The organism is Undibacterium sp. CCC3.4, from assembly GCF_034347425.1.
Taxonomy (GTDB): domain Bacteria; phylum Pseudomonadota; class Gammaproteobacteria; order Burkholderiales; family Burkholderiaceae_D; genus Undibacterium.
Window position 1 is genome coordinate 2,913,173 of record NZ_CP133779.1, and the last position, 26,060, is coordinate 2,939,232.

Annotated in this window: 22 protein-coding genes; 9 read left to right on the forward strand and 13 right to left on the reverse strand. The window is 55.1% G+C overall.

All coding sequences use genetic code 11. The annotated features are described in order from the left end of the window. Positions 1-28 precede the first annotated feature (28 nt). The 4 genes from selD to bcsZ form a co-directional block, all read right to left on the reverse strand. Positions 29-1,087 carry a selenide, water dikinase SelD gene (gene selD / locus RHM61_RS13020; protein ID WP_322247733.1) on the reverse strand — a complete coding sequence of 353 codons (1,059 nt, stop codon included), beginning with the start codon at positions 1,085-1,087 and terminating at the stop codon, positions 29-31. A gap of 117 nt (positions 1,088-1,204) precedes the next feature. Next, complete coding sequence (locus tag RHM61_RS13025) at positions 1,205-2,644, reverse strand: DEAD/DEAH box helicase (RefSeq protein WP_322247734.1); 1,440 nt, start codon at positions 2,642-2,644, stop codon at positions 1,205-1,207. A gap of 325 nt (positions 2,645-2,969) precedes the next feature. Beyond that, positions 2,970-3,839 (reverse strand): DMT family transporter, encoded by an 870-nt coding sequence (locus tag RHM61_RS13030; protein ID WP_322247735.1) that lies wholly within the window; start codon positions 3,837-3,839, stop codon positions 2,970-2,972. Between the two features lie 114 nt (positions 3,840-3,953). Then, positions 3,954-5,108, reverse strand: coding sequence for a cellulose synthase complex periplasmic endoglucanase BcsZ (gene bcsZ, locus RHM61_RS13035; RefSeq protein ID WP_322247736.1), 1,155 nt, complete (start codon positions 5,106-5,108; stop codon positions 3,954-3,956). A 160-nt stretch (positions 5,109-5,268) separates the two neighbouring features. Between bcsZ and modA the strand changes: the two genes are divergently transcribed. From modA to RHM61_RS13055, 4 genes are read left to right on the forward strand one after another with little or no spacing between them, the layout of a single operon-like run. Next, entirely contained in the window at positions 5,269-6,021 is a 753-nt protein-coding gene (gene modA, locus RHM61_RS13040) for a molybdate ABC transporter substrate-binding protein (protein WP_322247737.1), read from the forward strand. Beyond that, on the forward strand, positions 6,018-6,452 hold the full coding sequence (locus RHM61_RS13045) for a TOBE domain-containing protein (RefSeq protein ID WP_322247738.1): 435 nt from the start codon (positions 6,018-6,020) through the stop codon (positions 6,450-6,452). The genes modA and RHM61_RS13045 overlap by 4 nt, the downstream gene beginning before the upstream one ends. Continuing rightward, entirely contained in the window at positions 6,449-7,135 is a 687-nt protein-coding gene (gene modB, locus RHM61_RS13050) for a molybdate ABC transporter permease subunit (RefSeq protein ID WP_322247739.1), read from the forward strand. The genes RHM61_RS13045 and modB overlap by 4 nt, the downstream gene beginning before the upstream one ends. Beyond that, a complete protein-coding gene (locus RHM61_RS13055) occupies positions 7,132-8,034 on the forward strand; it encodes an ABC transporter ATP-binding protein (RefSeq protein ID WP_322247740.1) in 903 nt (300 codons plus the stop codon). Before modB ends, RHM61_RS13055 begins: the two co-directional genes overlap by 4 nt. A gap of 39 nt (positions 8,035-8,073) precedes the next feature. On the opposite strand, the gene fabI is transcribed toward RHM61_RS13055, so the two are convergent. The 7 genes from fabI to RHM61_RS13090 form a co-directional block, all read right to left on the reverse strand. Beyond that, positions 8,074-8,865 carry an enoyl-ACP reductase FabI gene (gene fabI, locus RHM61_RS13060; RefSeq protein ID WP_322247741.1) on the reverse strand — a complete coding sequence of 264 codons (792 nt, stop codon included), beginning with the start codon at positions 8,863-8,865 and terminating at the stop codon, positions 8,074-8,076. A 163-nt stretch (positions 8,866-9,028) separates the two neighbouring features. After that, positions 9,029-10,351 (reverse strand): metallopeptidase TldD-related protein, encoded by a 1,323-nt coding sequence (locus RHM61_RS13065; protein ID WP_322247742.1) that lies wholly within the window; start codon positions 10,349-10,351, stop codon positions 9,029-9,031. Continuing rightward, positions 10,351-11,781 carry a TldD/PmbA family protein gene (locus RHM61_RS13070; protein ID WP_322247743.1) on the reverse strand — a complete coding sequence of 477 codons (1,431 nt, stop codon included), beginning with the start codon at positions 11,779-11,781 and terminating at the stop codon, positions 10,351-10,353. The genes RHM61_RS13065 and RHM61_RS13070 overlap by 1 nt, the downstream gene beginning before the upstream one ends. Positions 11,782-11,795: 14 nt before the next feature. Continuing rightward, positions 11,796-13,517, reverse strand: a complete 1,722-nt coding sequence (locus tag RHM61_RS13075) for an ABC transporter ATP-binding protein (protein ID WP_322247744.1) — start codon at positions 13,515-13,517, stop codon at positions 11,796-11,798. Positions 13,518-13,527: 10 nt separating this feature from the next. After that, positions 13,528-14,565, reverse strand: a complete 1,038-nt coding sequence (locus RHM61_RS13080; protein WP_322247745.1) for an ABC transporter permease — start codon at positions 14,563-14,565, stop codon at positions 13,528-13,530. A gap of 9 nt (positions 14,566-14,574) precedes the next feature. Then, positions 14,575-15,513, reverse strand: a complete 939-nt coding sequence (locus RHM61_RS13085; protein ID WP_322247746.1) for an ABC transporter permease — start codon at positions 15,511-15,513, stop codon at positions 14,575-14,577. 18 nt (positions 15,514-15,531) lie between these two features. Next, a complete protein-coding gene (locus RHM61_RS13090) occupies positions 15,532-17,367 on the reverse strand; it encodes an ABC transporter substrate-binding protein (protein ID WP_322247747.1) in 1,836 nt (611 codons plus the stop codon). Between the two features lie 947 nt (positions 17,368-18,314). On the opposite strand from RHM61_RS13090, the gene RHM61_RS13095 reads away from it, so the two are divergent. The 5 genes from RHM61_RS13095 (at position 18,315) to RHM61_RS13115 (ending at position 22,343) form a co-directional block, all read left to right on the forward strand. Then, positions 18,315-18,983 carry an energy transducer TonB gene (locus tag RHM61_RS13095; protein ID WP_322247748.1) on the forward strand — a complete coding sequence of 223 codons (669 nt, stop codon included), beginning with the start codon at positions 18,315-18,317 and terminating at the stop codon, positions 18,981-18,983. 94 nt (positions 18,984-19,077) lie between these two features. Beyond that, positions 19,078-19,950, forward strand: coding sequence for a MotA/TolQ/ExbB proton channel family protein (locus RHM61_RS13100; protein ID WP_322247749.1), 873 nt, complete (start codon positions 19,078-19,080; stop codon positions 19,948-19,950). An 86-nt stretch (positions 19,951-20,036) separates the two neighbouring features. Further along, positions 20,037-20,474 carry a biopolymer transporter ExbD gene (locus tag RHM61_RS13105; RefSeq protein WP_322247750.1) on the forward strand — a complete coding sequence of 146 codons (438 nt, stop codon included), beginning with the start codon at positions 20,037-20,039 and terminating at the stop codon, positions 20,472-20,474. A gap of 10 nt (positions 20,475-20,484) precedes the next feature. Continuing rightward, positions 20,485-20,913, forward strand: a complete 429-nt coding sequence (locus tag RHM61_RS13110; RefSeq protein WP_322247751.1) for an ExbD/TolR family protein — start codon at positions 20,485-20,487, stop codon at positions 20,911-20,913. Between the two features lie 176 nt (positions 20,914-21,089). Next, complete coding sequence (locus tag RHM61_RS13115; protein ID WP_322247752.1) at positions 21,090-22,343, forward strand: hypothetical protein; 1,254 nt, start codon at positions 21,090-21,092, stop codon at positions 22,341-22,343. Positions 22,344-22,434: 91 nt separating this feature from the next. Here RHM61_RS13115 and RHM61_RS13120 read toward each other — a convergent pair whose 3' ends face one another. Together RHM61_RS13120 and RHM61_RS13125 are read right to left on the reverse strand one after the other, a co-directional pair. Next, positions 22,435-23,994, reverse strand: coding sequence for a transglycosylase SLT domain-containing protein (locus RHM61_RS13120; RefSeq protein WP_322247753.1), 1,560 nt, complete (start codon positions 23,992-23,994; stop codon positions 22,435-22,437). 136 nt (positions 23,995-24,130) lie between these two features. After that, the gene (locus tag RHM61_RS13125) at positions 24,131-25,945 is read right to left on the reverse strand and encodes an ABC transporter transmembrane domain-containing protein (protein ID WP_322247754.1); all 1,815 of its coding nucleotides are present in this window, start codon (positions 25,943-25,945) and stop codon (positions 24,131-24,133) included. Between the last annotated feature and the right edge of the window lie 115 nt (positions 25,946-26,060).

Below are 26,060 nucleotides of genomic sequence, written 5' to 3' on the forward strand. Positions count from 1 at the left end.
GTCAGGTTCGCATTCAATGAGTAAAAGATCAGGCTTGCACGTTTATATGCGCCGGGCCGGCCACGATGTCGCCGATGACGGCTGCATCCATGAAGCCGCCGGCGCGGAAAATTGTTAATACTTGCTCGACTGCTTCGGCATCGCACGATACCAATAAGCCGCCCGAGGTTTGCGGGTCACTCAGCATGGCTTGTTGCGCCGCGCTGAGGCTGTCGGCCAGGCTGACGTCGTGGCCATAGGCGGCCCAGTTTCTGGCCGAGGCACCGGTGACGTAACCGGCTTGTGCCAGTTCGGCTGCGGCTGGCAGCAGCGGAATGTCAGCCATGCGCAGCGTGGCACTCAAGCCGGCACCGCGACAAATTTCCAGCAAGTGGCCGAGCAGGCCGAAACCGGTGACATCGGTCATGGCATGCACGCCGCTCAGCTGTGATAATTGTTGGCCGGGGCGATTGAGTTGGGTGGTACTGGCGATCATGGTGGCATAACCGGCGGCATCGAGCGCTTGTTTTTTCAAGGCCGCCGAGAGTATGCCTACGCCTAGAGGTTTGCCGAGTATCAGCTTGTTGCCGGCTTTGGCATCGGCATTGCGTTTCACCTTGGATGGATGGATCAAGCCCATCACCACCAAGCCGTAGATCGGTTCGACTGAGTCGATGGTGTGGCCACCGGCGATCGGTATGCCGGCTTCGGCACAGATGGTTTCTCCGCCACGAATGATGTCGCCGATCACGCTCAGCGGTAATTGATTGATCGGCATGCCGACCAAGGCCAGCGCCATGATCGGTGTGCCGCCCATGGCGTAGACATCGGAGATGGCATTGGTGGCAGCGATGCGGCCGAAGTCAAATGGATCATCGACGATGGGCATGAAAAAATCGGTGGTGGCGATCAGCGCTTGTTCATCGTTGAGACGCCAAACTGCGGCATCATCGGCCGTTTCTATGCCGACCATCAGCGCTGGCGGTACCGGGAAGCCGCTCGATTTCTTCAGAATTTCAGCCAATACGCCGGGGGCGATTTTACAGCCGCAGCCGCCGCCGTGAGAAAAGGAGGTCAGGCGTACCGGCGTTTCGGTGGGTGTGGTCATGGTCGTTTCATCAGTCAGCATCAAGGCTATGATTATACGCTGCAGCGCCTTGGAATAAAAAAAAGCGAACACCGCAGTGTTCGCTTTTTGATAATGTTGCTTATATGCTGAAGACGATCAGTTGTAGTCGCCAAACGAGCGACGTGCACTGCCTTCGGTGCTACGCGTACCTTTGTAGCCGCCGCTGCCTTCTTTACGCGGTGCGGCATTGCTGCTGCCGGCCGGTTTGCTGAACGAACGTTGCGCTGGTTTGTTGGCGCCGAAACCAGCACCGGCCGGTTTGCGGTTGTCGCCTGGTTTCCAGTTACCTGGCTTGCGTGCTGCAGAGCGCGGTGCCGAGGCAGTTTTCTTTGGTTCGAAACCTTCGATGACATCGACTGGTATCAATTGCTTGGTAAAGCGTTCGATACGTTTGACGTGCATGCCTTCGGCGTGGTTGACCAGGGAAATCGCCAAACCTTTGCGACCGGCGCGGCCAGTACGGCCGATGCGGTGGACGTAATCTTCTGGGAATTTCGGCAAATCGTAGTTGAATACGTGGGTGATGCCAGGTACGTCGATGCCGCGGGCAGCAACGTCGGTGGCTACCAAAACACGGATTTGACCGCGACGCAGGCCGTCGAGGGTACGGTTACGCGCGCCTTGGTGCATGTCGCCATGCAATGCAGCAGCGGCGAAACCGGCGATGTTGAGGCGATCAGCGATGGTATCGGCATCACGTTTGGTGGCGGTGAAGACCACGGCTTGATCGAGCGAGACATCGCGCAGCAAATGATCGAGCAGGCGATTTTTGTGCGACAAATCGTCGACGAAATGCACTTTTTGTTCGATATTTTCATGCTTGCTGGCGGAACCGGCGATCTGTACGACCATTGGGTCGTTCGTGATGCGCTTGGCCATATTGCCGACGACGCCGTCGAGTGTCGCCGAGAACAGCATGGTTTGACGGGTCGGTGGGGTAGCGGCGACGATTTTTTCGATATCGTCGATGAAACCCATGTCGAGCATGCGATCGGCTTCGTCAAGTACCAGCATTTCGAGTTCGGAGAAATCGATTTTGCCCGATTCCATGTGGTCGATCAAACGACCTGGTGTGGCAACCAGAATTTCCGGATTGCGTGCCAGCAATTGCATTTGCTTAGGATAAGGCATGCCACCCAAAATCGAGACGGCCTTGATACGGCGCGAATAGGCGCTGTATTTTTCGGTGGCAGTCGTGACTTGTAAAGCCAATTCACGGGTTGGTGTCAAGACCAACATTTTTGGTTTTGCAGCGATGAAACGTGGACGGTCGCCGCGTGAGCGGGCCGATTGACGTTCTTGGTTAGGGGTTTTGCTGTTGTCGTATTCGACAACTTCGGCGGCGATCAATTTGTGCAAGGCTGGCAGCATGAATGCGGCAGTTTTGCCCGAGCCGGTCTGGGAGGAGACCATCAGGTCACGACCTGCAATCGCGGCAGGAATCGCCTGCTCTTGCACCGATGTCGGCTTGGTATAGCCGGAGTCAGTCAGTGCACGGATGAGGTTAACGTGGAGGCCTAGTGCTTCGAAACTCATGGAATTCTTTCGTAAAGATTTAGCGCGATGCAAACGTAACGCGCGCAACAATGCAGCGCCAACCAAACGAAATGAACACAGAAAATCCAACAACGGACGACAATGAGATTTCGGCACAAAAGCTTTGCGCCGGGATGATGTCTTCGTAATACCAGACATGCAGGGCGGGAGGGCTTTTACATGCTCCATCAGAGGCTGATGAGCACAGGCTTGCGATGCTACAGGTTTTATTTGCTTTATATTGCAGTGCAAAAACGGAATGATACATGATTTCGACCAAACTTGCACAAGTTTTTGAGTTGGCCGCAATACTTACTCGGCGCTATCAGGCTTGTTGCCCGCGCTGTAGCCCAAACAGCGCAGCGATGATCAGCGCGCCACCGAGCAATACCGGCCAGCTCGGGAGCTCGCCCCACAGCGCGGCGGCCATCAGGATGGCCGTCGGCGGCACCAGATAGAGGGCGGCGGCGGCGCGGCTCAGTTGACAGTGTTGCAGCACATAGGCCCAGGCCAAGTAGGCCAGCGCACTCGGGAATAGTCCCAGTAGCAGCACGGCCATGTTGACGCGCAGCGGTGCGGCAGCGATTTGCACGGCCAGCCCCGGTAGATAAGCGCATAGCAACAAGGTGCCGCTCCAAATGGTGTAGCACACCATAGTCAAGTCGCTGTAGCGTTGACCGTAGCGTTTTTGCAGGCTGAAATAAATGCTCCATGATACGGCCGCCCCAAGTATCAGTGCGGCATAGCCGTAGTGGGGTGCGGCAGCGCTGCGGTCGCTCAGCGCCACCAACGCGGCACCGGCCATGGCCACGCCGATACAGCCCCAACGCCAGCGGCTGACCGCTTCACCCAAGAAAAAACGGGCAATCAGGGCGCTGAAGATAGGCGTCGATTGCGCCAAAATGCTGGCGGCACCGACGCTGACATGACGCTGACCGAGATTGAGGGCGAGATGATGGAAGCTGACGGCGAAGGCCCCGAGCAGCAGCAGCAGTGGGATATCGCGCCGCGCCGGCAAGGCGATGCCACGCCAGAGCGCGATGCCGAGCATGAACAGCGAAGCGATCAGGAAGCGCAGCAACGCCAGGCTGCCCGGCGCATAGGCTTGCAAGCCGCTGCGTATGCCTATCGGGGAATAGGCCCAGCACACGATGACGAAGGCGGTGGCGAGTTGGACTTTGCGTTGGGGAGTCATGGTATTTTCCCTGAGGGGCCGCTATGCTTATCCCTTGATGTAAACTATTTTAGTGTGAGCGAGATAAGTTGTCTGCTTATTTATTTGCACACGTTCGCGAGCATTCTCTGCTGCTCACGGCTTACAAGTACTGTTCAGCCGCAAGCTGCCGTTGGCATCAAACGTATAGCGCCGTTCCAGCCAGCCGCCGGCAAACAGGCTCAGCACGCGGTCATAGTAGGCTTGCGGTGGGCGTGCTTGCAGCCTTTGTTGCTGGTGATCGAAGGCTTTGTGGGCGCGGCTGGCTTGGAAAAACGGTAGTAATGCCGCCGAAAAGCCACTGCCAGCGCTGCCCGTTGTGATGCCATTATCGATGCGCACGTATTCGGGCGGGTAGCCCAGTTGTTCGGTCAGGGTCGCCATCGGAGCGAGGGCTTTGAGCAGGGCGGCGCGTTCCGGCACCGTATCGGCCAGCATGCCGGTCCACAGGTAGACGCGAATGGCGTTGTAGCCGCCGCGCCCTTGCTCGGCACCATCGCTGTCAATGCTGAAGCCGCTGGCGGCGCTGTAGCGTATCCAATCGGCCGCATAGCCTTTGGGCGCGGAGCCGACAGTAATCGCGAAGGCAGAATGGGCCAATTGGCCCCAACGCGCGTCTTTGTGGGCAGTTTCGAGGCCACGCAAGACTTGCAGCGGCAGGTAGCTGGCATTGAGTTTCCAACTGGTCGGCGAATTGGCGGCTGCATAAGCAAAGCCGCGCGGTGCCGGCAGTAAGGCCAGACCTAAGCCGGGCAGTTCGGCGCTTTCTTCTTTCAGTATGCGCGCCGCAAGCAAGCGGCCGAGCGCGCGGTAGCGCGGCGTTTGCCAATGGCGGCCGGCTTGTTCGAGCAGGTAGGCGAGCCACAGGTCGGCATCGCTGGCGCTGTTGTCATCGAGTATGCCCCAGCTTTGATCGGGGCGCTGGCCCCATTGCCAAGCCGGTAAGCGTACCGTCAGATCGCCACCGGCCAGATTATTTTCGGTCCAAGTTAGCAGGGTGTCGAAGCTGCTGCGGTCGTTGGCGACGAGGGCGAAAAACATGCCGTAGACTTGGGCTTCGGAAACGGTGGTTTGCTGCGCTTCTTTGCGATCGGTGACGCGGCCGTCGACGCTGATCATCTGATGTTTGAATTGTTCCCATTCCGGCCAAGGCGCGGCGCAATCGGCCGCGCTGGCATGGGCGTGGCCAAGGAGGAGCAAACAACTGCATGCCAAACAGGTGAAACGACGGCGGTAATGGTTGGTGCGCATGGTGTGGTTGGATCGTTTGAGTAAAGCCCATGGGGCGGCAGGTGAAAGTGTAAAGCATGCAGCAAGTAAATGTGCAAGTGGCCGCACTTGGTTTTATTTGAGTAATGTGGATGAGACTGATACGATGCAGCAATGAAGTGTGTTAACCATAGGATAAAGAATGCGCAACAAATTGTTCAGTCTGCTGTTTTGTATGACAGTGACACTACCGGCCGCTGCCGAGACGATTTCGGTGGCGGTGGCGGCGAATGTACAGTATGTCTTCGATGACTTGAAGGCGGCCTTCAAACAGGAAACCGGGCACGAGGCACAGGGGGTGTTCAATTCTTCGGGTAAGTTTGTGGCGCAGATCAGTAATGGTGCGCCCTTCGATGTATTCTTGTCGGCCGATATGGAATTTCCCGAAAAATTGTATCGAGATGGCTTTACCACGGCAGCCCCGAAGGTGTATGCCAGCGGTGCGCTGGTGTTGTGGAGCAGTAAAAGCCGCGATTGGCAGCAGTGGCAGCAATTACTGAGCAGTGCCGCGATCACGCGCATTGCGCTGGCTAACCCCAAGACTGCACCTTACGGTCGCGAAGCCATGAAAATGCTGAAAACCTTGGGTCTGGATGCTGCTGTACAGAGCAAACTGGTGTTTGGTGAAAGTATTTCGCAAACCAATCAATATATCGACTCGGGCTTGGTCGATCTCGGTTTCACCGCCAAGTCGGTGGTGCTGTCGCCGCAGATGCAGGGCCATGGCAGTTGGGTAGAGATGCCGAAGTCTGCGTATGAACCGATTGCGCAGGGGGCGGTGTTGCTTAATTATGGTCGACAACATCATGCGCAAGCGGCGCAGCAGTTTTATGACTTCATGTATTCGGCCAAAGCACGGGCGATTTTGCAGCGTTACGGTTATTTGCTGCCATGAATTGTTTGCACGGAACAATTTTGGCGGTCGAGGCGCATGGTACTGTCGCCATCGTCGATGTCGCCGTGGGTGCACTGCAATTGACGGCGACCTTGCTGGGCAGCGCGCAGCAATTGGCGACTTGGCAGGCGGCGCAGCCGGTACAGATGCTGTTCAAGGAAACCGAAGTGGCCTTGGCCAAGAATTTACAGGGGCAAATCAGCCTGCGTAATCGCTTGCCCGGCCGCATAGTCGAGATCGAATGGGGACAGCTATTGACGCGCGTGCTCGTGCTGCTGGATGATCTCGCCGGCGTGACGATCAGTTCCGTCATCACCACGCGCTCGGCCAAGAATTTGCAACTGCAAGTCGGTGATGCACTCGAGGGGCTGGTGAAGGCGAACGAGATGAGTATTATGGCTGGCTCGGCTAATGATGGAGTGGTGGCATGATAGGCGGCATCGATACGGCACCGTTGTGGCTGAGTTTTCGTCTGGCGGCCTTGACGACAGCGTTGCTGTTGCCAATCGGTATAGCGCTGGCTTATTTTTTGGCTTCGTCGCAAAGCCGCCTGAAACCCTTGTGGGAAACGCTGGTCAGCATGCCGCTGGTGCTGCCGCCTTCGGTATTGGGATTTTATTTGTTGCTGGCTTTGAGTCCGCAGCACGCTTTCGGGCACTGGCTGGAGCAGTATTTGCATCTGAAGTTGGTGTTCAGTTTTTCCGGTTTGGTGCTCGGTTCACTGATCTTCAGTTTGCCGTTTATGGTGCAACCGCTGCAAGCCGGTTTGCAAAATTTACCAGCGTCTTTACTCGAAGCCTCGCGCAGTTTGGGTAAATCCGATTTCTACACCTTGTGGCGTATTTTGTTACCCAATATCAAACCGGCTGTGTTGACCGGGGTGGTGTTGAGCTTCGCGCATACGGTCGGCGAGTTCGGTGTGGTGTTGATGATAGGCGGAAATATTCCCGGTGTGAGCAAGGTCGCTTCGCTGGCGATTTATGATGAGGTGGAGAGCCTCAATTATGCCGCTGCCCATACCTATGCGGCCGTGCTGTTGGTGCTCAGTTTCAGTATTTTATTGGGCGTGTATTTACTCAATCGCCGCAGCCTTGCTGCGCGGATGTGGCCATGATTACATTCGATTGCCAAAAGTCTTTGCAAAGCAGTCAGGGGGCGCTGCGCCTCGATGTGCAATTTGAGCTTGCGGCCGGTGCCTGTGCGGCCTTGTTCGGGGTCTCGGGAGCTGGTAAAACCACGCTCTTGCGCATGTTGGCCGGTTTAACCGCACCCGACAGCGGGTGCATCACGGTTGATGGTCAGTGTTGGTATGACAGTGCGCGTGGCATCAATTTGCCGCCGCAACAGCGTGCGCTCGGTTTGGTGTTTCAGGATTATGCCTTGTTTCCAAATTTGAACGTGGCGCAGCAGGTCGCGTATGCCTTGCCAGCGGGGCAGGAACAGGTATGCCAACGTTTGCTGGAGTTGAGCGGTTTAGCAGCCTTGCGTGAGCGCTTGCCGGCGCAATTATCGGGCGGGCAAAAGCAGCGCGTGGCCTTGGCGCGCGCGCTCGGGCGTGTGATTGGCAGTCAGGCGCGCGTGTTGCTGCTCGATGAAGCCTTGACGGCGCTCGATTCCGCCATGCGTGCGCAATTACAGGATGAATTGATACAACTGCAACGCGAATTCGGTTTGACTACCTTGTTTGTCAGTCATGATGTCGGTGAAGTGTTTAAGTTGGCGCAACAAGTTTTTCTGCTGGAAAACGGCACGGTGGCGCGCAGTGGCAGTCCGTCAGAGATGTTTTTGCAGCAGCGTATGCAGGGGCAATTATTATTGCAGGCGCAAGTGCTGGCGGTACGGCGCGAAGAGGTGGTATTTATTTTGTCGCTGCTGGTCGGTGCGGATATCGTTGAAATCATCGCCGCCGCCGATGAAGTGCAAAATTTGCAGGTCGGCGAGAGGATTGCGATTTCGGCCAAGGCTTTCAGTCCGCTGATCGTCAGAAACAAGCCAGCCGTGGCCATAAGCTGAGTCTGCTGCCACTGATGTCGGCAGCAGACGCCCATGCGATTACGCGTAGGATTCGGCGTTCAAACCCATGACATGCGAAAAACCGCCATCGACATAGGTAATTTCGCCGGTGATGCCGTTGGCCAGTGGCGAGAGCAGGAAGGCGGCGGTGTTGCCGACGTCTTCGATGGTCACATTGCGACGCAAGGGTGCATGCGCGGCAACGAAGCCAAGCAATTTACCGAAATCTTTGATGCCGCTGGCAGCCAAAGTTTTGATCGGGCCGGCCGAGATACCATTGACGCGTATGCCTTTTTTACCGAGGTTTTCCGCCAAATAGCGTACCGAGGCTTCCAACGACGCTTTCGCCAAGCCCATGGTGTTGTAATGCGGAATGGCGCGAATGGCACCGAGGTAAGACAGGGTCAGCAGGGCCGAGTTTTCATGCAGCAAAGGCAGGGCCGCTTTGGCCATAGCTGGGAAGCTGTAAGCCGAGATATCATGCGCGATGCGGAAGGCTTCGCGTGAAAAACCATCGAGGAATTCGCCGGCGATGGCTTCGCGTGGCGCAAAGCCGATCGCATGCACCAAACCATCGAGTTTGTCCCAATGCTTGGCGAGATCGGTGAAGACCGCATCGATTTGCTCGTCGCTGGCAACATCACAGTCAAACACCAGTTTGCTGTCGAATTCTGCCGCGAAATCAGTGATCCGGTCTTTGAAACGTTCGCCGACATAGGTGAAAGCCAGTTCTGCGCCTTCGCGTTTGCATGCCTGGGCAATGCCATAAGCGATGGAGCGGTTGGACAGCAAACCGGTGATCAGAATTTTTTTGCCTTGCAGAAATGCCATATTGACTCCAGATAAAATCGTCTTTCCTTGCCGTCAGCGCTGTGGTGCACGGATCGGCAGAATAGAATGTTTGGTTTCAGGAAACTCCTGAAAATTGTTGTGCGAGGCGAAATTCAGCGCGTTCATCACAACAGGTCGGAATTGTAGTGGTTAAGCGCGAATGTTACAACACGAAACGCATCGCCTTCAACAAGGCCCCCGGTAACTGCGCACCGCCGGTGCGTCGTTCGCCGTAGGATTGGTCATCCATGATGAGTTCGGTTTGGGTTGTCAGCGCCAATAATTCATCGCCCAGCAAGCGGTAGAGTGAGTCATCGAAGCGCATCACATTGAGTGGTGCGCGAATCACGCCATCTTCAACCCAGAAGCAGGCAAAGCGGGTCATGCCGGTGATGCGACAACTGGCGCGATCGGAAAAATTCAAATACCAGAGGTTGCTGATGTAGATACCGGTACCGAGTGCGGCCAGAGCTTGCTCCATGTCTAGTTCGCCGCCCTGCATGCGCAATGAGTGGCAGCTTTCTTCCGAGTCGGCGCCGTTATCGGCGATGCCGTATTCTTTAGCGCTGCGCGGCGACACCATACTGCCGCACAACTGTCCGGCACGGATGAGGGCGATCTGCGGTGGCTTGATGAAGCCCTGTTCTTGAAAGCTCGGGGCGATGCCGAGTTGCTTGTCTTCCCACAGATGCAGCGCCGGATTGAGCGCTACCGCGCCACTGTGCAGCCGTTGCAGGCAGCTTTGTTGGGTGCGCAGGGCTTTTTCCGACAGCCCGCGCCAGTTCAGCATGCCTAGCAATTCATTGAGTGCGGTTGGCGTCAGATACACCCGGTAGTCGCCCGGCGTGATGCTGATGGCCGGGCGCGCCAATAACAGCAGTTGTTGTTTTGATAGTGCGAATTTTTGCAAAAATTGCTGTTGATCCCATTGCATGCCGGCGTAATTGGACTTGATGGCCTTGTCTCCGGCATGAAACAGGCTCCAGTCGAAATTAAAATTTTTCGTTTGATACCAGTTTCGCTGTCCGGCGCAATTCGCAAAGCCGCGGCAAATGCTGCCATAGCTGAGCAAGCCGACCAGGTCGAGGCCGGCAGCAGCAGCCAGAATCTGGGCGACCAGTTCGGCGGCGCTCGGCAGTGCGCTGTCTTGCACCGTGCTGCTGTGGCTGACGCTGCTGGTGCTGAGCCAATGCGGGTCGGCTGGCAGATCGGGCAACTCGCTGCGTAATTGCAGCAGACAGTCATCGAGCAGGGGCAGGTCAGTCTCAGTATTGCCACTGAGATTGATACTGCGGCTGCTATGGCAACTGCCGCGCAGCAATTGCAGACGTAAAACAATTTGTTGCACATGACCGGGTTGGCGGATGGTGCTGTGGTTGAAGCGCACGAAGTCGCTGCTCTCGGCCGACAAATAGCAGGTGCTTTGTTCCTCGTCTTGCAGTTGGGTTTGCACGTAGTCGGCGAGTTGGTAAAAAAATTCTTGCATCAGGCATCACCTCCGAAAACTTCGACTTGTTCAAACAGGCAGGCCGGAGCGGCATGGCCGACGCGGATTACTTGTGCCGGTTCGCCCTTGCCGCAGTAGGGCGTGCCCATGACGGCGCAGGTGGTGGCGTCGCCGACCATTTTCAGCGAGCGCCAAAAGCTGTCGGAAATGCCGCGGTAATTCGGGTTCTTCAGCCAGCCTTGTAGTTCGCCGTGTTTGATCAATTGTCCGTATTCGCAGCCGAATTGAAATTTATTGCGCGAATCATCGATAGACCACGAGACATTGGTGTTCATCAGCACGCCATATTCGACGGCGGCGATCATTTCTTGCAGCGTGCTGCTGCCGGCTTCGATGTTCAGGTTCGCCATGCGGTCGATCGGTGGGCGGTTCCAGTCGCAGGCGCGGGCATTCGCCAGACCAGGCAAGCCGCTGCGTGCGGCCGACAAGGCACTGCCGAGTGGGCGCTCGAGTACGCCAGCGCGGATGAGCCAGGTTTTTTCGGCTGGGTGGCCTTCGTCATCCCAGTGATAGCTGGCGAATTGTTCGGCGCGCGAGGGGTCATGCGTGACATTGAGCAGTGCCGAGCCATATTGAAAATGTCCAAACATATCGGCCGTGACGAAGCTGGTACCGGCGAAATTGCGTTCGTCGCCGAGGATGCGGTCGAGTTCCAGCGGATGACCGATCGATTCGTGTATTTGCAACATCATCTGCTCTGGCATCAGCAGCAAATCCATCACGCCGCTCGGGCAGTTCGGTGCCGCCAGCAGGGCTAAGGCTTCGCTGGCCACGCGCGCGCCGGCCCCATACAAGCCGGCAGCAGATAAAATTTCGCTGCCACCTTGCTGGCAAAAGCCATTGTATTGGCCGCCGAGGCTGCGGGTTTGGGTGTCGCCGTCGTGATGCGCGCTGACCGACAGACTGGGAATGAGGTAGTCGAAACTTTGCTCGAGATCGGCACCGGCGCTGTTGCACAGCATTTGCCGACTGCTGGTGCGGGCGATGGCAGCCTGCCAATCGACGATGCGCGCATCGATCCGGCAAGCTTGGCTTTCTTGCTGTAACAGTGCGATCAAGTCGCGCCGACCAAGGCCGCTGGCGCTCGGGCCTTGGTACCGTCCTTGTGCCGATGATTGCGGCAGGGTGCTGAAATCGGTGACGCCACGTGCCGCGCTTTGGCTGGCCCAGTCGCAGGCGCGCCGCAGTGCCGCGCCCAAGCCGCTGCGCGACAGATCGCTGGTGGCGGCATAGCCGTAGCCACCGCGATGTATCACACTGAGCATGGCACCACGACTACGCTTGCTATGGAGTGGTTGCAGGACGTTTTGGCGTACCAGCAATTCTTCGTGATTTTCATCGACTAAGCGCAGCGAGCAGAATTCCACTGCCGGCATGAGTTCGCGAAACAGTTTTTTGATGGCATCCATATTCATCTCCCTGATCAAGCAGCTGCGGCGATACGGTGCGCGCCATACCCGCGCGGAATCGCATTGAGTAAATTGCGCGTGTAGGCTTGCTGCGGTTGTTGATACAAGGTGTCGGAATTCGCCAATTCGACGACTTTCCCTTGTTGCATCACCATGACTTGATCGGCGATGTATTTGACCACGGCCAGATCGTGCGAAATGAAGATATACGACAGGCCGAATTCTTCCTGCAAATCTTGCAGCAGATTGAGTACTTGGGCTTGTACCGAGACATCGAGTGCCGATACTGATTCGTCGCAAATCAAGACTTCCGGTTGCATGCTCAGGCAGCGTGCAATCGCGATGCGCTGGCGCTGGCCGCCGGAAAATTCATGCGGATAGCGGCCGATGGCGGCGACCGGCAAGCCGACTTTATCGAGTAATTGCGCCGCGAGGTACTCGCGGGCCTGGCGATCGGCACCGATTTGATGGATCTGCATCGGTTCGGTCAGTATCTGCCCTACTGTGTAGCGCGGGTTGAGCGAGGCATAGGGATTTTGAAAAATGATTTGGATGCGCCGTTTGTAAGGCAAAAATTCTGCTTTCGACATGGCCAGAATATCTCTCCCGTCGAATAAGGCTTGGCCCTGGCTGGCCGCATGCAAACGCATCAGGCACAGGCCGACCGTGGTTTTGCCCGAACCCGATTCACCGACCACGCCCAAAGTTTTACCACGTGCCAGTTTGAATGAGACATCATCGACCGCCTTGAATTCGGTTTTGCCGAACCAGCCGCTGGGAGTGTAAAAACTTTTACTCAAATGCTTTACCTCGAGCACGATGGCTTCGCTGCCGTCGAGGCCGCGCTGACGCTGTTGTGCGAGCGTAGTCGCGCCGCCTTGCGTGAGGAAATCGGCAATCACCGGCAAGCGCCATGGGCGCTGGTCCAAGCTTGGTCGGCAATGCAGCAGTGCTTGGGTGTAGCTATCTTGCGGCCGCAAGAAAATCTGGTCGACGCTGCCGGCTTCGCGAATTTCACCATGACGCATGACGATCACCTGGTCGGCAATTTCGCCGACCAAGGCCAGATCGTGGGTAATGAACAGCACGGACATGCGCAGTTTGATGCGCAGGGCATTGATGAGTTCGATGATTTGTTTTTGTATCGTCACATCGAGCGCCGTGGTTGGCTCATCGGCGATCAACAGTTTCGGTTCGCAAGCGATGGCCATGGCAATCATCACGCGTTGCTGTTGGCCGCCCGAAAGTTGGCTCGGATAGGCATCGACCTTGGCGGCGGGCTCGGGAATGCCGACTTCTTCCAGCAGCGCGATGGCGCGCGCGCGCGCCTGGCGCGCTGTCATGCCCATGTGCAGGCGTAATACTTCGCCAATCTGGTAGCCGACCGTGAAGACTGGATTGAGCGAACTCATAGGCTCTTGGAAAATCATGGCAATATCTTTGCCACACAGTTGACGCCGTTGATCGAGACTCAATTCCAACAGGCTGCGTCCTTCAAAGCGGATCGCACTGGCGCTGCCGATACGGGCACTGTCGGGCGGCAGCAAACCCATGATGGCCAGCGAGCTGACCGATTTGCCGCTGCCTGATTCTCCGACCAAGGCCACCGTGCTGTTATACGGAATCTGAAACGAAATGCCTTTGACGGTGTCGGCATAGTCGTGTTTGTTGATGCGAAAAGCGATTTGCAGATTCTCGACTTCCAGCAATGCCGGCGATGTAGCGATGGATGACATCGTGATTTCCTTACTTTAACTTGGGGTCGAGCGCATCGCGCAAGGCATCGGTAAACAAGGAGAAGGCAGTTACCAACACCGCCATGGCGACGGTGGCGGCAGTCAGTTGCCACCACTTTCCAAGTATCAATTCATTCTGGGCTTCATTGAGCATGCTGCCCCAGGAAACCGTTCCGACCGGCACGCCGAAGCCGAGAAAGCTCAGTATCACTTCCGATTTGATGAAGCCGACTACCAGTATCGAAACTTGTACCAGGGCGACGTGGCTGACATTCGGAAAAATCTGCCAGGCCATTTTGCGCCAATGGCTGGCACCGATGGCATCGGCCGCCCAGATGTATTCGCGGTTCTTGTGTTTCATGTATTCGGCGCGCATCAAGCGAAATGGCCCGGTCCAGCCAGTCAGGGCGAGGATGAGGACGATGGTGCCGACGCCTTTTTGCTGCAGCACCGCGGCCACAGAGAGGATCAGTAACAGATAGGGGATGGCAGTGAAAATGCTGTAAAACCAGTTGAAAAAATCATCGATGCGGCCGCCGAAATAGCCGGCCAAGGCACCGAAGACGGTGCCGAGCAGAGTGGCCAGAAAGGCGGCGACGAGGCCGACGACGATGGAAGTTTCTGCTCCTTTGATGGTTTTCTTGAGGATGTCGTGGCCCCAGCGGTCGGCCCCGAAGGGCAGGGTGGCTGCCCGTTCAAGAACGGTCGCTTTACCGGCCTGTGCCAACTTGGCGCGGATCTCGCGCAGCTCGACTGCCAGCGGGTCGATGATGTCATTGTCTTCGATACTGCTGGCCGCCGCCGGCGCGATGGTAGGCGCGCTGGCGCCGGTTTCTTCGGCATCGGCACCGATGAAGCCGGGTGGCGCGTAGCTGAGGCCGACTTCTTGTTCCCAGTCGGCGGCCAGCCAGCCGCAGGCCGAGCAACTGATGAGCAGTAAGAAGGCGAGCACGACGGTCAGCGCCGCCATGGCTACTTTGTCGGCGCGCAGACGGCGCGCGGCCAGCGCCCACAGGCCCGGCGAAGTATGCGTTGGAGCAGAAATCATGAGCGATCCTTATTTTAATTGTATGCGCGGATCGAGTGCTTGGTAGAGCAGATCGGTAAGCAGATTGAAAAACATGGTGGCAGCGGCGACGTAGACGGTGATCGCTTTGATCACCGGGAAATCACTGCGCTCAACTGCCAGAATGACTTCACGGCCGATGCCGGGAATCGAAAAGAAGCGTTCGATCAGAAACGCGCCGATCAACAGCGCCGGCAGATTCGACATGATGTGCGTGACGATGGGTATGGCGGCATTGCGCAGCACATGCAGCCACTTTACGCGCCATTCCGGCACCCCTTTGGCGCGCGCGGTGCGCACATAGTCCTGATTGACTTCATCGAGAATAAAACTGCGGAATAAACGCAGATTCGGTGCCACACTGACCATCAGCGCGATCAGTATCGGCAGGGCCGCGTACTTGAACAAGTTGGTGACAAAATGATTGCTCCAGCCCTGTACTGGAAACCAGCCCAGTTGAAAGGCGAACACATATTGGCCGACGATGATGTAGACCAGGATGCTGACCGACATGCCGATGGTGCAGGCGATCATCACGGCACGGTCGGAAAATGAGCCACGCCGAAACGCGATACTCAAAGCCAAGGCGATGGCAAGCACACTTTCAAGTAGGGTCAGCGGCACCAGCACCGTCAACGAAGGGCCGAGCCGACTCTTGAGGATGGCGGAGACGGCTTCGCCGGTGCTCCAACTGTTGCCGAAGTCGAAAGTCACAATTTGCTTGATGAAAATCCATAATTGCACGTAATACGGCTGGTCAATGCCGAGTTGTGTGCGGATATTGGCGATTTGTTCGGGGTTGGACATTTTTCCAGCCAACAGGTAGGCCGGATCGCCGCCTACCCAGTTGAATAAGAAAAATACCAGCAGGATCACGCCGAGCAGGGTCGGTGCCATCTGCCACAGGCGACGCAGGATATAAGTGCTCATAGAGGTGCTGAGTCCGGGTTATTGTTTGGGATCGATGTCAAGGTAGCGCCATTCGGTATGCATGATAGGGTGTTTCTTGTAACCGATCACGCGCGCTTGCAGCAGGTAATTGGTATACGGAACGGCCGTGATGCGCTGGGCCGAATACACTTCCATGATGCGTGCCATTTTATGATAAAGCCGGTCGCGTGCGGCACCGGCCGGCAGCTTTTGACTTTGTTCATATAAGCGATCGTAAGCTGGAATCGCGACGCAGCCGTTGTTATTCATATAGATATTTTTACTGTAAAACAATTGCATGAAATTATCGGCGTCCGGATAGTCGGCTAACCATGGGGCGTTGCGCTGAGTAAGCTGGCAATTTTTTTCGGCTTTCAAAATTTCGGCAAAGGGCCGGAAATCCGATTTCATGCGGATTTTCAGTTTGTCATAGGTTTTTTTCCAGAATTCAGCTTGCACATAACCGCTGGAGTCGGGCGTGGACGTGTAGGTGATGGTCAGCGGCGCACCGTTGGGCAGACGACGAAAGCCATCGGCACCGAGCCGATAGCCGAAGCGATCGAGCAGGGCATTGGCCGCCGGTAAATCATATTGAATACTGCTGACGTAATCGGGATCGTGACCGACCACGCCCGGTGGTATCGGATATTGCAAAGCGACGGCTTGGTCATGGGCGATCACATGAATTTCTTCCTCGACGTCATAGGCCATGGCAATCGCGCGGCGCAGCGCGATTTTTTCTTTGGCTAAGCCACCCACCACCGGGTCGCGCATATTCCAATATTGCGTCACCAATTCCGGCTGAATGACGTGCGAGAGTTGCACGCCCTTGGCAGCCAATTCTGGTTTGAGGCGGTTGTTGCGGATCACTTGAGGCGAGAGCCCGGAGCTTAATTCGAACAAGTCGATTTGATCTTGTTGAAAGGCCAGCAAGCGCGATTGCGCTTCGACGATGATATTGATCACGATACGGTCAATTTGCGGGATGCGCTTGTTTTCCATGGCGGCGATGATCTTTTGGTCGACCGCCGTGCCGTTGCCGGTGAAATGCCAGTATTCCTCGCGATAAGTTTTACTTGCTGCGAGCACGATTTTCGCGCCGCGTACCCATTCGTCCAATTGATACGGGCCGGTGCCAACTGGGTTAGCCATCGCTTGGCCTTGCAAATCCCGATATTGCTCGATCACTTCGCGCGCTACCGCCGAGGCCGCGGTATACGCCAGTATCATGGGCAAATTGTAATCGGGCCGGGTTAGGTGTAGCCGCAGCGTGTAGCGATCGAGTACTTCGAAGCCGGGCACCTTGGCATCGTAATCAAATTTGCCGCTTTTTTTAGCTTGTTCGGCCAGCGCATCGAGGCCGACGATTTTCCCTTCCAGCAGCCATTGGTGCGGCGAGGCGATACGTGGATCCATCAGGCGCTTGAATGAATACACAAAGTCATTCACCGTCAGTTCGCGGGTCTTACCCTGAAACGCCGGGTCGTCGGCAAACACGATATGCTGTTTCAAGCGTATGGTATAGCTCATGCCGTCGGCCGATACCTCGGGCAAACTGGCGGCCGCCTCGGGAATGATTTTGGCTGGGCTGGCCAGGTAATCATAGCCATACAGCCGGTCAAACACGGCTTCGATGATGGCGTTGGAATAGATGTCGCGGGTGACGGCGGGATCAAAGCCGGTTTCGGTGGCGATGAAGACCGTGCGCAATTCCTTGCTCGTAGCGGGCGTTGCTGGCGCGCTGGCGGCACTCGCCGCTCCGTTTGCCAGGGCAGCCAACAACAGGGCCGCGCTCGCCATGAGGCGACGGCAATGGTGGCGGGCAGAAGATGCCGCCGTGAAGCTAAAAATCATCAGATGTTCCTCTTACTACGGTGATCGGTGTCGTCCGGATGGCGCACCGTACCGGCTTTGCCTTGGTGCGCGATGGAAACGCCGTAACCTTAGCGTAAGATCGATAGATTTGCCTATGCCTGTAAAAATTATTTATCATTTTCTCTTGCACCGAATCTGTGCGCTTTGCGATAAACTGAACAGGGAATTCCCGTTGGAATGGCGTGCAAGGTTTTTTTATTTGTTGTGACGCATTAAAAGCGTGAGAAAAACTGGCACAATTTTTGCAAGTTTTATGCTGGCTTGATGCTGGTATTTCGCGTTGAAGTGAATTTTATTCGTCACATCGCGCTTGTAGGCAAATAATTAAATAAATAGTTTGTCATAGAGAGAAAGTGCACCAATTAATTGCTGCAAAGCACAAAACACAGCATTTCCTTTCGCGTAAAATATTTGGCAGAATACAGCTTGTTGTTTTTCAGGGAAATGGTGCTTTGAAGCTATTGACAGGTAATATAGAGAAATGGTTTTATGCGCGGTCTGAAATTTTTTGGCGTAGAAATTTACATTTTTTGAAAAAAAGATGGAATTTATTTGCAAAAAATTACAAGACTTTGTCTTTGTGGTAATTTTTCATTCAAATTGTTCGCATGCTTGGCGCGAGGAATCGGGTGAATAAGTGAGTGGATGGGCAAATTTTTCAGGTGTTTGTCAAAGCACTGCCAAGTGCCTGTTTTGCTGATTGTCAGCCGGATTTGTCGAGTAGGGAAGCACGGTTGCGCAAATTATATGCTGGCATTTTTCATAAAATACAGGCTTATATTTTGACCTTGCCCCTGCTGGTTAATTTATAAGTGGTTTTGAGTGTCACCGGCTGTTTGGTACCCCACAACCTTTATAATCAATTTTTATTTGAAATTTTTTGACTTGCGTCAAATAGTTGACCTTGTGGTTTTGAAGGAGTTTTAATGGATTTTTCAGATCGCCAGCAAGAGCCGGGTAAGAAGTTTCTCGGTTTGGGGCTGGTTATAGTTTTTCACGTCGTATTGGTGTATGCGCTCATCAATGGCTTGGGCACCAAGCTCGTCGAGATCATCCAAAAGCCATTGGAAGCCAAGTTGGTGGAAGAAATTAAACCACCACCGCCGCCGCCTGATGTGCCGCCACCACCACCGCCGAAACTGTTGGCACCGCCACCACCGTTCATTCCGCCACCGGAAGTGCAGGTGCAGCCGCAAGTTCAGCCGCAAAATACGATTGCTGCAGTATCGAATGTCAAACCGGAACCGCAAGTGTTTGCCAAAACACCGGCAGTTGCAGTGGAAGCGCCGAAAGCCGCGGCGGGTCCAAGCACGATTGCGGCCGTTATCGACTTCAATGTGGCCGGTTGCAAGCCTGAGTATCCGCGTGCTTCTTTGCGCAATGAAGAAACCGGGACCGTGCTGTTATCGGTCTTGATTGGTGCCGATGGTGCGGTGACTGAAGTCAAGGTCGATAAGTCCAGCGGTTTCCGTGGTTTGGATAATGCCGTGCGCTTGCAGTTGATGTCGGGCGCTTGCAAAAACAAACCGGGTACCGTCGATGGCAAACCGCAAGCGACCTGGACCAAGGTGCAGTATGTGTGGCGCCTCGATTAATTGAAATTCAAGCGGCAGCGTAGGGTGTTACCTCGTCGTCGTCTTTTTTACTGTTGTTTTTTTAGTACTATTGAGAATTAAAGGAAGCATTACCATGAAAATTCGTTTCTCCGCACTCCTCGCGACTGCTTTGCTGGCTATCTCGGCCGGTTTCTCTGTAGCACCAGCCTACGCCGCTGATGAAGCTGCTGCATCCGCTGCGCCAGTCGCTTCTGCTGCAGCCCCTGCTGCTGAAGCTGCACCAGTTGCGGCACCAATGGATGCTGCTGCACCGGTCAAAGAAGTCATTGAAAATCCATATGGCCTCGACGCGCTCTGGAAAACCGGCGATTTCGTCGCCAAAGGCACGCTGATCATCATGTTCATCATGTCTATGGGTAGCTGGTACATCCTCATCACGAAAATCGTCGACCAGTTCAAACTGGCCGGTCAAGCTTCGGAAGCCCGCACTAAATTTTGGAAAGCCGCTTCGGTTGAAGCTGGTGCTGCCGCCCTGAAAGAAGGCAGCCCATTCCGTTTCATCGCCGAGTCCGGTATCAAAGCTACTGAGCACCATGAAGGTTTGTTGCTTGAGCAAATAGATTTCAATACTTGGGTGTCGATGTCGATTCAACGCGCCGTCGAAAAAGTTCAAAGCCGTTTGCAAGATGGTTTGGCGTTTTTGGCTACCGTTGGTTCGACTGCACCGTTCGTCGGTTTGTTCGGTACCGTCTGGGGTATTTACCATGCTTTGACAGCCATCGGTATGTCCGGTCAAGCATCGATCGATAAAGTCGCCGGCCCAGTCGGTGAAGCGCTGATCATGACCGCCATCGGTTTGGCCGTCGCGGTTCCGGCTGTACTCGGTTATAACTTCCTGGTACGTCGCAACAAGAGCTCGATGGAAGAAGTACGCGCCTTCTCGGCCGATCTGCACTCGGTGGTCTTGTCGGGTAACATGCATAAAGTCGCTAAAAAAGCTGCTTAACAGCGGACTGACAGGTCGACTTTGACTACTGGTACGACTGCCCGCCGCTGTCAAGCGCGGGCAGTGCAATGTGAAAGAGTATAATTATGGCAATGGCAATGGGCAACGATGGTGATGGCGAAGACGAAGTCAACAGCACCATCAACACCACACCGCTGGTCGATATCATGCTGGTCTTGCTGATCATTTTCCTTATCACCACGCCGGTGATCACGGATACGGTCAAACTCAAGCTGCCGGCAGAGCGTAACCAGATTTACAAAACCAAGCCGGAAAATATCACCATCTCGATCAGCAAAGAGGGCGATATTTACTGGAATGGCGGCATGAAACCACTGCCCGGTGGCACCGAAGATTTATTCGACAGATTGAAAGTCGAAGCCGTCAAGGTACCGCAACCGGAAGTGCATATTCGCGGCGATCAAAACGTGCGCTACGAATTTGTCGGCAAGACTATCCTCAACGCCCAGCGCGCCGGGATTACCAAGGTTGGGTTCGTGATCGAACCACCGCCTAAAAACTGAGGAACAGACTATGGCAATGCAAATGGGTTCCGGCGGCTCAGGCGAACCGGAAGTAATGATAGAAATGAACATGACGCCCCTGATCGACGTCATGCTGGTGTTGATCATTATGCTGATCATCACGATTCCTATCCAGAATCATTCGGTCAATCTGAATATGCCGACCAATCAACCGTCGAAACCGACGGAGCCACCGGTGGTGGTCAATCTCGATGTCGACTTTGACGGCACGGTCTTGTGGAATGGCGTGGCAGTAGCAAACCGCGCTGAACTCGAAACCAAGCTCAGCGAAGTGGCGAGCAACCCGAATCAGCCGGAAGTACATCTGCGACCGAACGCGGTCGTACCGTATAAATCGGTGGCGGCAGTGATGGCTTCGGCTCAGCGACTTGGCGTGACCAAGATCGGTATGGTTGGTAACGAGCAGTTCTTGAAGTAAGTAGTGCGATGACATGAAATTATGTTTCACTGTCAACTTCATGTATGATTTGAAACTGGCAGGGTGATCCCTGCCATTTTCTTATTGACAGGAGATGGGCTGGCGCCGCCTGACTCGCGCCGCTTTTTTCCTGAGACTTGTTTATTAAAATTTTCTTGATTGAGAGCTCAACAGCTATGAAGCACCTACGCTTGTCTCGTGTCGCTGTCTTGTTTGCAGCCATCGGTTTTGCCGCCGTACCGGAATTAACCAATATCGCTGGTAATACTGCTTATGCCCAGGAAGCAATGCGTCCTGAAATCGGTCGCATTGTGCAAGCGGCGGGTGAATTGTTCAAAGCGAAAAAATACAAAGATGCCTTGAGTAAGATTCATGAGGCCGATGGAGTAAGTGGCAAAACGCTTAATGAAAGTTTCACCATCGAACGTATGCGTCTGTCCATCGCTTCGGCGGCCGGCGATAATGATGCCGTGATTCGCTCGGCCGAGACGATCGTGGCGGCGGCCAAGTTGCCGTCCAAAGAACAGTTGCAGATGATTCAGGTATTGGCCAATGCGCACTACAAAGCCGGCAATTATGCCAAGGCGGCGCAATGGTATGGCCGTTACTACGCCGATGGCGGTAGCGATCAATCTTTGCGTCCTTACATGATTGCGGCCATGAACCAGGGCGGCGACAGTGCCAAGGCGATGAAAGAAGTCCAGGCTGATTTGGCTGCCGATGAGAAAGCCGGTCGTACACCAAGCTTGGCGAATCTCGAATTCTATGCCAATGCAGCATTGAAGCAAAAAGACATGGCCGGGTATTCGAGCGCGCTCGAAAAAATGGTCGCTTACCACGGTAAGAAAGAATACTGGGTCAATCTGCTCAATAATATAGAGCGCAAGCCCGGCTATTCTGAACGCTTGAAACTCGATCTGTTCCGTCTCAAATTAGCGGTCGGTCAAGTCACTAAAACTGCCGATTTCATGGATTATTCTTTGCTGGCAATTCAAGCCGATTTCCCTGCCGAAGCCGCCAAGGTGATTGACGCCGGCTACAAGGCTGGTGCGCTCGGTGCCGGTACCGATGCAGAACGCCATAAGCGTTTGCGCGATATGGCAACGAAGGCGCAGGCTGAATCGGTCAAAGGCTTGGCCGCAGCGGAAGCCGAAGCCAAGGCCAGCAAAGATGGCAGCGGCTTACTCAATCTTGGTTTTGCCTCTGTCAGCGCGGGCAAGTTTGATCAAGGTTTGGCGATGATGGAAGACGGGATCAAGAAAGCTGGTGCCAAACATCCGGAAGATGGCAAATTGCATTTGGCTGTTGCGCAATTGCAGGCTGGTAAAAAAGCCCAGGCCTTGAAAACCTTCAAAACCGTTGGTGGTGCCGATGGTACGGCTGATTTGGCGCGCTATTGGGTGATCTACGTCAATCAGTCGGGCAAGTAAGTGATCTGGTATTGTTGAATAGTTTAAAAAAATGCCCGGTTCAAACCGGGCATTTTTTATTTAAAAGTAATCGGGAACAATGCCGCCAAGTTTAACTGTGAGGCTTCGTTTTGGCATGCGCAACCAAGGTATGCGTAGTGTGATTCGACTTACTATGACCGGAGGCACGCGCGATTGCCTGGCCGCGCTTGGCGACGATGGCTACTTGCAGTTGCAAGCTTTGTCCCGGCGTCAGTTTGTCGTGTTTCAAATTATTCCAGCTGCGGATATCGGCCAGGCTGAGCTTGTAACGCTTAGCGATGGCATTGATGTCGTCGCGTTTCCCGACTTTGTAGCTGATGCGACGCGTGACCACGCTTTTTTCCATCATCAACTGGGCATTGTCGGCCAGTTCAGGGGAAATATCGCGATCCGGCATTTTTTCCGAGCGTGGCACCAAGATTGTCGAACCAGCTTTTACCAGCATGCTGGCGGGAATCATGTTGACGTTGCGCAGTACGTCGGGTTTCAGTCCCAAGCGCGTGGCCAGATTTTCAACTTTTTCAGTTTTATTGACGGTCAAGGTAGCCCAGCTCGACAAAGGCCCTTGCCATTTGCTGAGATTCTCTCGGAATAAAGCGGCATTGTCAGTCGGCAGCAGGATTTTCGTGCCGCTGTTGCCGGTGATTACAGGACGGTTGAATTGCGGATTAAGAGCCGTGAATTCGGCCATCGACAATTCGGCCAACTGTGCTGCCACACGTACATCGATATCGCGCGTTTTGTCTACGCTGACAAAATATGGTTGATTTTCCAGTCGCGGCAGGGCCAGATTGAATTGTTCCGGGTGGGCAATGATATTTTTAACGGCTTGTAACTTCGGCACATAATTTCGGGTTTCCACTGGCATCAGCGCCGACATACTGTCAAAATCAACCGGTAAGCCCAGCGCTTGTTGCTTTTTAATGGCGCGCTGTACCGAGCCTTCGCCCCAGTTATAGGCGGCCAGCGCTAGTTGCCAGTCGCCAAACATGCCATGCAGACGCTCAAGGTAGTTGAGCGCGGCATCGGTGGAATCGACCACGCCACGGCGCTCGTCGGTAAACATGTTTTGTTTGAGTTTGAAATCTTTGCCCGTTGCCGCCATAAATTGCCACATGCCACTGGCTTTGGCAGTCGAAATCGCTTGCGGGTTGAAGGCCGATTCGATGAAGGGCAGCAATGCCAATTCGGTCGGCATACCGCGTTTTTCTAATTCTTCGACCACATGATACAGGTAGCGCGAGCCGCGTTGCACCGTGCGCAGTATGTAATCGGTACGGGTGCTGTACCAAGTGAGTTGATTGCTGACCAAGCTGTTGTTGAGGTCGGGAATGGCATAGCCAACCCGCACACGCTCCCATAAATCTTGGTCTTTGTTGCTTAAACTCAGGTCATCCGGCGCAGCTGATGCCGTCGGTAATGAATTAAATGTTGGATTGAATGCGGAATTGAATTCGTGATTGAGTTCGTGATTCCGTTCATGATTGAGTTCGGTCGCATTGCTGCTCGGCGCGGCATTGGTGTTCAGGGCCGTCAGGGAGGCAGCATCGGCACGGCTGATTTGTGGCACAGACCACATCAAGAGGGCCGCAGCGAGTGTAGCGTACAGCGGGGAACGAGATCGTTTCATAGGCGGGACAGGATGATCGACCGTCGTCGACTTGAATTACAGGATCATGAGAGTGTACGCAGTTGCTTGAGTTGGCGTCAAGGAGAATGTCGCTTGCGAGCAGCACTGGTGGAAAGTTAACACCAGTGCTACCGACTCATTCTTGGCTTGGTGGCAGGTTAAATTGCAGTGCTGCAAGTTTGGCATAGGTGCCACCCAATTCGACCAGCGCTTGATGGCTGCCGGTCTCGACGATGCGGCCGTGTTCCATCACCAAGATACGGTCGGCCCGTTGTACGGTTGCCAAACGGTGGGCAATGATGATGGTGCTGCGGTCTTGCATGGCGACATCGAGTGCACCCTGTACCAGGCGTTCGGATTCGGCATCGAGGGCGCTGGTGGCTTCATCGAGCAATAGCAAGGGCGGATTCTTGAGCAGGGCGCGGGCAATGGCGATACGTTGACGTTGTCCGCCCGATAAGCGCACGCCGCGTTCGCCCAGGAAGGAGTGGTAGCCTTGCGGTAATTTTTCTATGAATTCATGGGCGGCCGCCATTTTTGCGGCCGCAATCACTGCTTCATCATTGGCGTCGGCTTTGCCGTAACGAATATTTTCCATGGCGTTGGCCGAAAAAATAATCGTTTCTTGTGGCACGATGCCGATGGCATTGCGCAGCGTGTGCAAGCTGAGTGCGCGGATATCTATACCGTCAAGCAATATCGTGCCGCGTTGTGGATCGTAAAAGCGCAGCAGTAATTGAAACAGCGTGGTTTTACCGGCACCAGAGGTGCCGACCACGGCCACCGTTTCACCGGCCGCAATCTGCAGCGTCAAACCGGCCAGCGCGGCGGTGTCGGGGCGCGATGGATAGTGGAATTCCAGATCCTTGAGGCTTAAAGTCGAACCGGTTTTTTGTCCGCTTGGGCGCGCGGGTAAGGCGAGCGGCTGCGCCGGATCTTGTATCGGCGAGCAGACCTCGATCAATTCCAGCAAGCGTTCGGTGGCACCGGCGGCGCGCTGGGCATCCCCCATGACTTCCGACAGCGCACCGAGGGCACCGGCCACCACAGCGGCGTAGAGGATGAATTGTCCGAGTTCGCCGCCGCTCATGCGACCTTGCATCACGGCATGAGCACCGAGCCATAACACGAAGACGATGGCACCGAAAACTAATAAGATGGCGATCAGGGTCAACAGTGAGCGCGCGCGTATGCGGCGCATGGCGGTGCCGAAGGCGGCTTCTACCGAGGTGCCGAAGCGCTGGGCTTCGAGCTGTTCATGGGTGAAGGCTTGCACGGTAGGCATGGCATTGAGAATTTCACCGGCCAGCGCCGAGGCATCGGCGATTTTATCTTGCGAATCCCGCGAGAGTGTGCGCACGCGGCGACCGAAGATGACGATAGGCAAGACTACCAGAGCAAGCATGACGAGGATGATGGCCGACAACTTGACGCTGGTCACGAATAACATCACCAAGCCACCAAGAAACAGTAAGACGTTGCGCAAGGCCATGGAAATACTGGTGCCGACTACCGTTTGTATCAGGCTGGTGTCGGTCGTGAGGCGCGAGAGTACTTCGCCGGTCTGGGTGGTTTCAAAAAATTGTGGGCTTTGCGTGAGCACATGCGCATACACGGCGCTGCGGATATCGGCAGTGACGCGTTCACCTAGCCAAGAAACCAAGTAAAAACGCGCGGCGGTAGCGAGCCCAAGCACACCGGCCAGGCCGAACAAGGCCAGGAAAGTCAGGTCGACATGGGTAATATTGTGGGCGCCGTTGTTACCGAAACCGAGATCGATCATTTGCCGGAATGCTGCCGGGATGGCCAGCGTCGCCGCCGCCGCGACCAGCAAGGCCAGGCCGGCCAGGATGAACTGCCGGCGGTAGGGACGTAAAAAAGGCAGCAAACCTTTCAGGGTGTGAAGGCTGCTGCGCTGGCTGGCCGCGCTACTCGGATTAGTTGTGCTCATGCGATTCCATAGTAAGGAGGTCTAGGGTCGTTGCTAAATGGCACTGGAAACATCAAATTCAAGTTCTCTGCGTGCTGCGGCCGCTATTATCGCCCATTTGCCATGCTGCTGCCGG

Coding starts and splice junctions, on each gene's coding strand:
- RHM61_RS13100 (WP_322247749.1), top strand. CDS start 19,078: ATGAAAATTCGTTTCTCCGCACTCCTCGCGACTGCTTTGCTGGCTATC.
- selD (WP_322247733.1), bottom strand. CDS start 1,087: ATGACCACACCCACCGAAACGCCGGTACGCCTGACCTCCTTTTCTCAC.
- RHM61_RS13025 (WP_322247734.1), bottom strand. CDS start 2,644: ATGAGTTTCGAAGCACTAGGCCTCCACGTTAACCTCATCCGTGCACTG.
- modA (WP_322247737.1), top strand. CDS start 5,269: ATGCGCAACAAATTGTTCAGTCTGCTGTTTTGTATGACAGTGACACTA.
- RHM61_RS13105 (WP_322247750.1), top strand. CDS start 20,037: ATGGCAATGGCAATGGGCAACGATGGTGATGGCGAAGACGAAGTCAAC.
- RHM61_RS13045 (WP_322247738.1), top strand. CDS start 6,018: ATGAATTGTTTGCACGGAACAATTTTGGCGGTCGAGGCGCATGGTACT.
- RHM61_RS13030 (WP_322247735.1), bottom strand. CDS start 3,839: ATGACTCCCCAACGCAAAGTCCAACTCGCCACCGCCTTCGTCATCGTG.
- RHM61_RS13055 (WP_322247740.1), top strand. CDS start 7,132: ATGATTACATTCGATTGCCAAAAGTCTTTGCAAAGCAGTCAGGGGGCG.
- RHM61_RS13075 (WP_322247744.1), bottom strand. CDS start 13,517: ATGTCATCCATCGCTACATCGCCGGCATTGCTGGAAGTCGAGAATCTG.
- RHM61_RS13090 (WP_322247747.1), bottom strand. CDS start 17,367: ATGATTTTTAGCTTCACGGCGGCATCTTCTGCCCGCCACCATTGCCGT.
- RHM61_RS13085 (WP_322247746.1), bottom strand. CDS start 15,513: ATGAGCACTTATATCCTGCGTCGCCTGTGGCAGATGGCACCGACCCTG.
- RHM61_RS13125 (WP_322247754.1), bottom strand. CDS start 25,945: ATGAGCACAACTAATCCGAGTAGCGCGGCCAGCCAGCGCAGCAGCCTT.
- RHM61_RS13065 (WP_322247742.1), bottom strand. CDS start 10,351: ATGCAAGAATTTTTTTACCAACTCGCCGACTACGTGCAAACCCAACTG.
- RHM61_RS13070 (WP_322247743.1), bottom strand. CDS start 11,781: ATGGATGCCATCAAAAAACTGTTTCGCGAACTCATGCCGGCAGTGGAA.
- fabI (WP_322247741.1), bottom strand. CDS start 8,865: ATGGCATTTCTGCAAGGCAAAAAAATTCTGATCACCGGTTTGCTGTCC.
- bcsZ (WP_322247736.1), bottom strand. CDS start 5,108: ATGCGCACCAACCATTACCGCCGTCGTTTCACCTGTTTGGCATGCAGT.
- RHM61_RS13080 (WP_322247745.1), bottom strand. CDS start 14,565: ATGATTTCTGCTCCAACGCATACTTCGCCGGGCCTGTGGGCGCTGGCC.
- modB (WP_322247739.1), top strand. CDS start 6,449: ATGATAGGCGGCATCGATACGGCACCGTTGTGGCTGAGTTTTCGTCTG.
- RHM61_RS13120 (WP_322247753.1), bottom strand. CDS start 23,994: ATGAAACGATCTCGTTCCCCGCTGTACGCTACACTCGCTGCGGCCCTC.
- RHM61_RS13095 (WP_322247748.1), top strand. CDS start 18,315: ATGGATTTTTCAGATCGCCAGCAAGAGCCGGGTAAGAAGTTTCTCGGT.
- RHM61_RS13110 (WP_322247751.1), top strand. CDS start 20,485: ATGGCAATGCAAATGGGTTCCGGCGGCTCAGGCGAACCGGAAGTAATG.
- RHM61_RS13115 (WP_322247752.1), top strand. CDS start 21,090: ATGAAGCACCTACGCTTGTCTCGTGTCGCTGTCTTGTTTGCAGCCATC.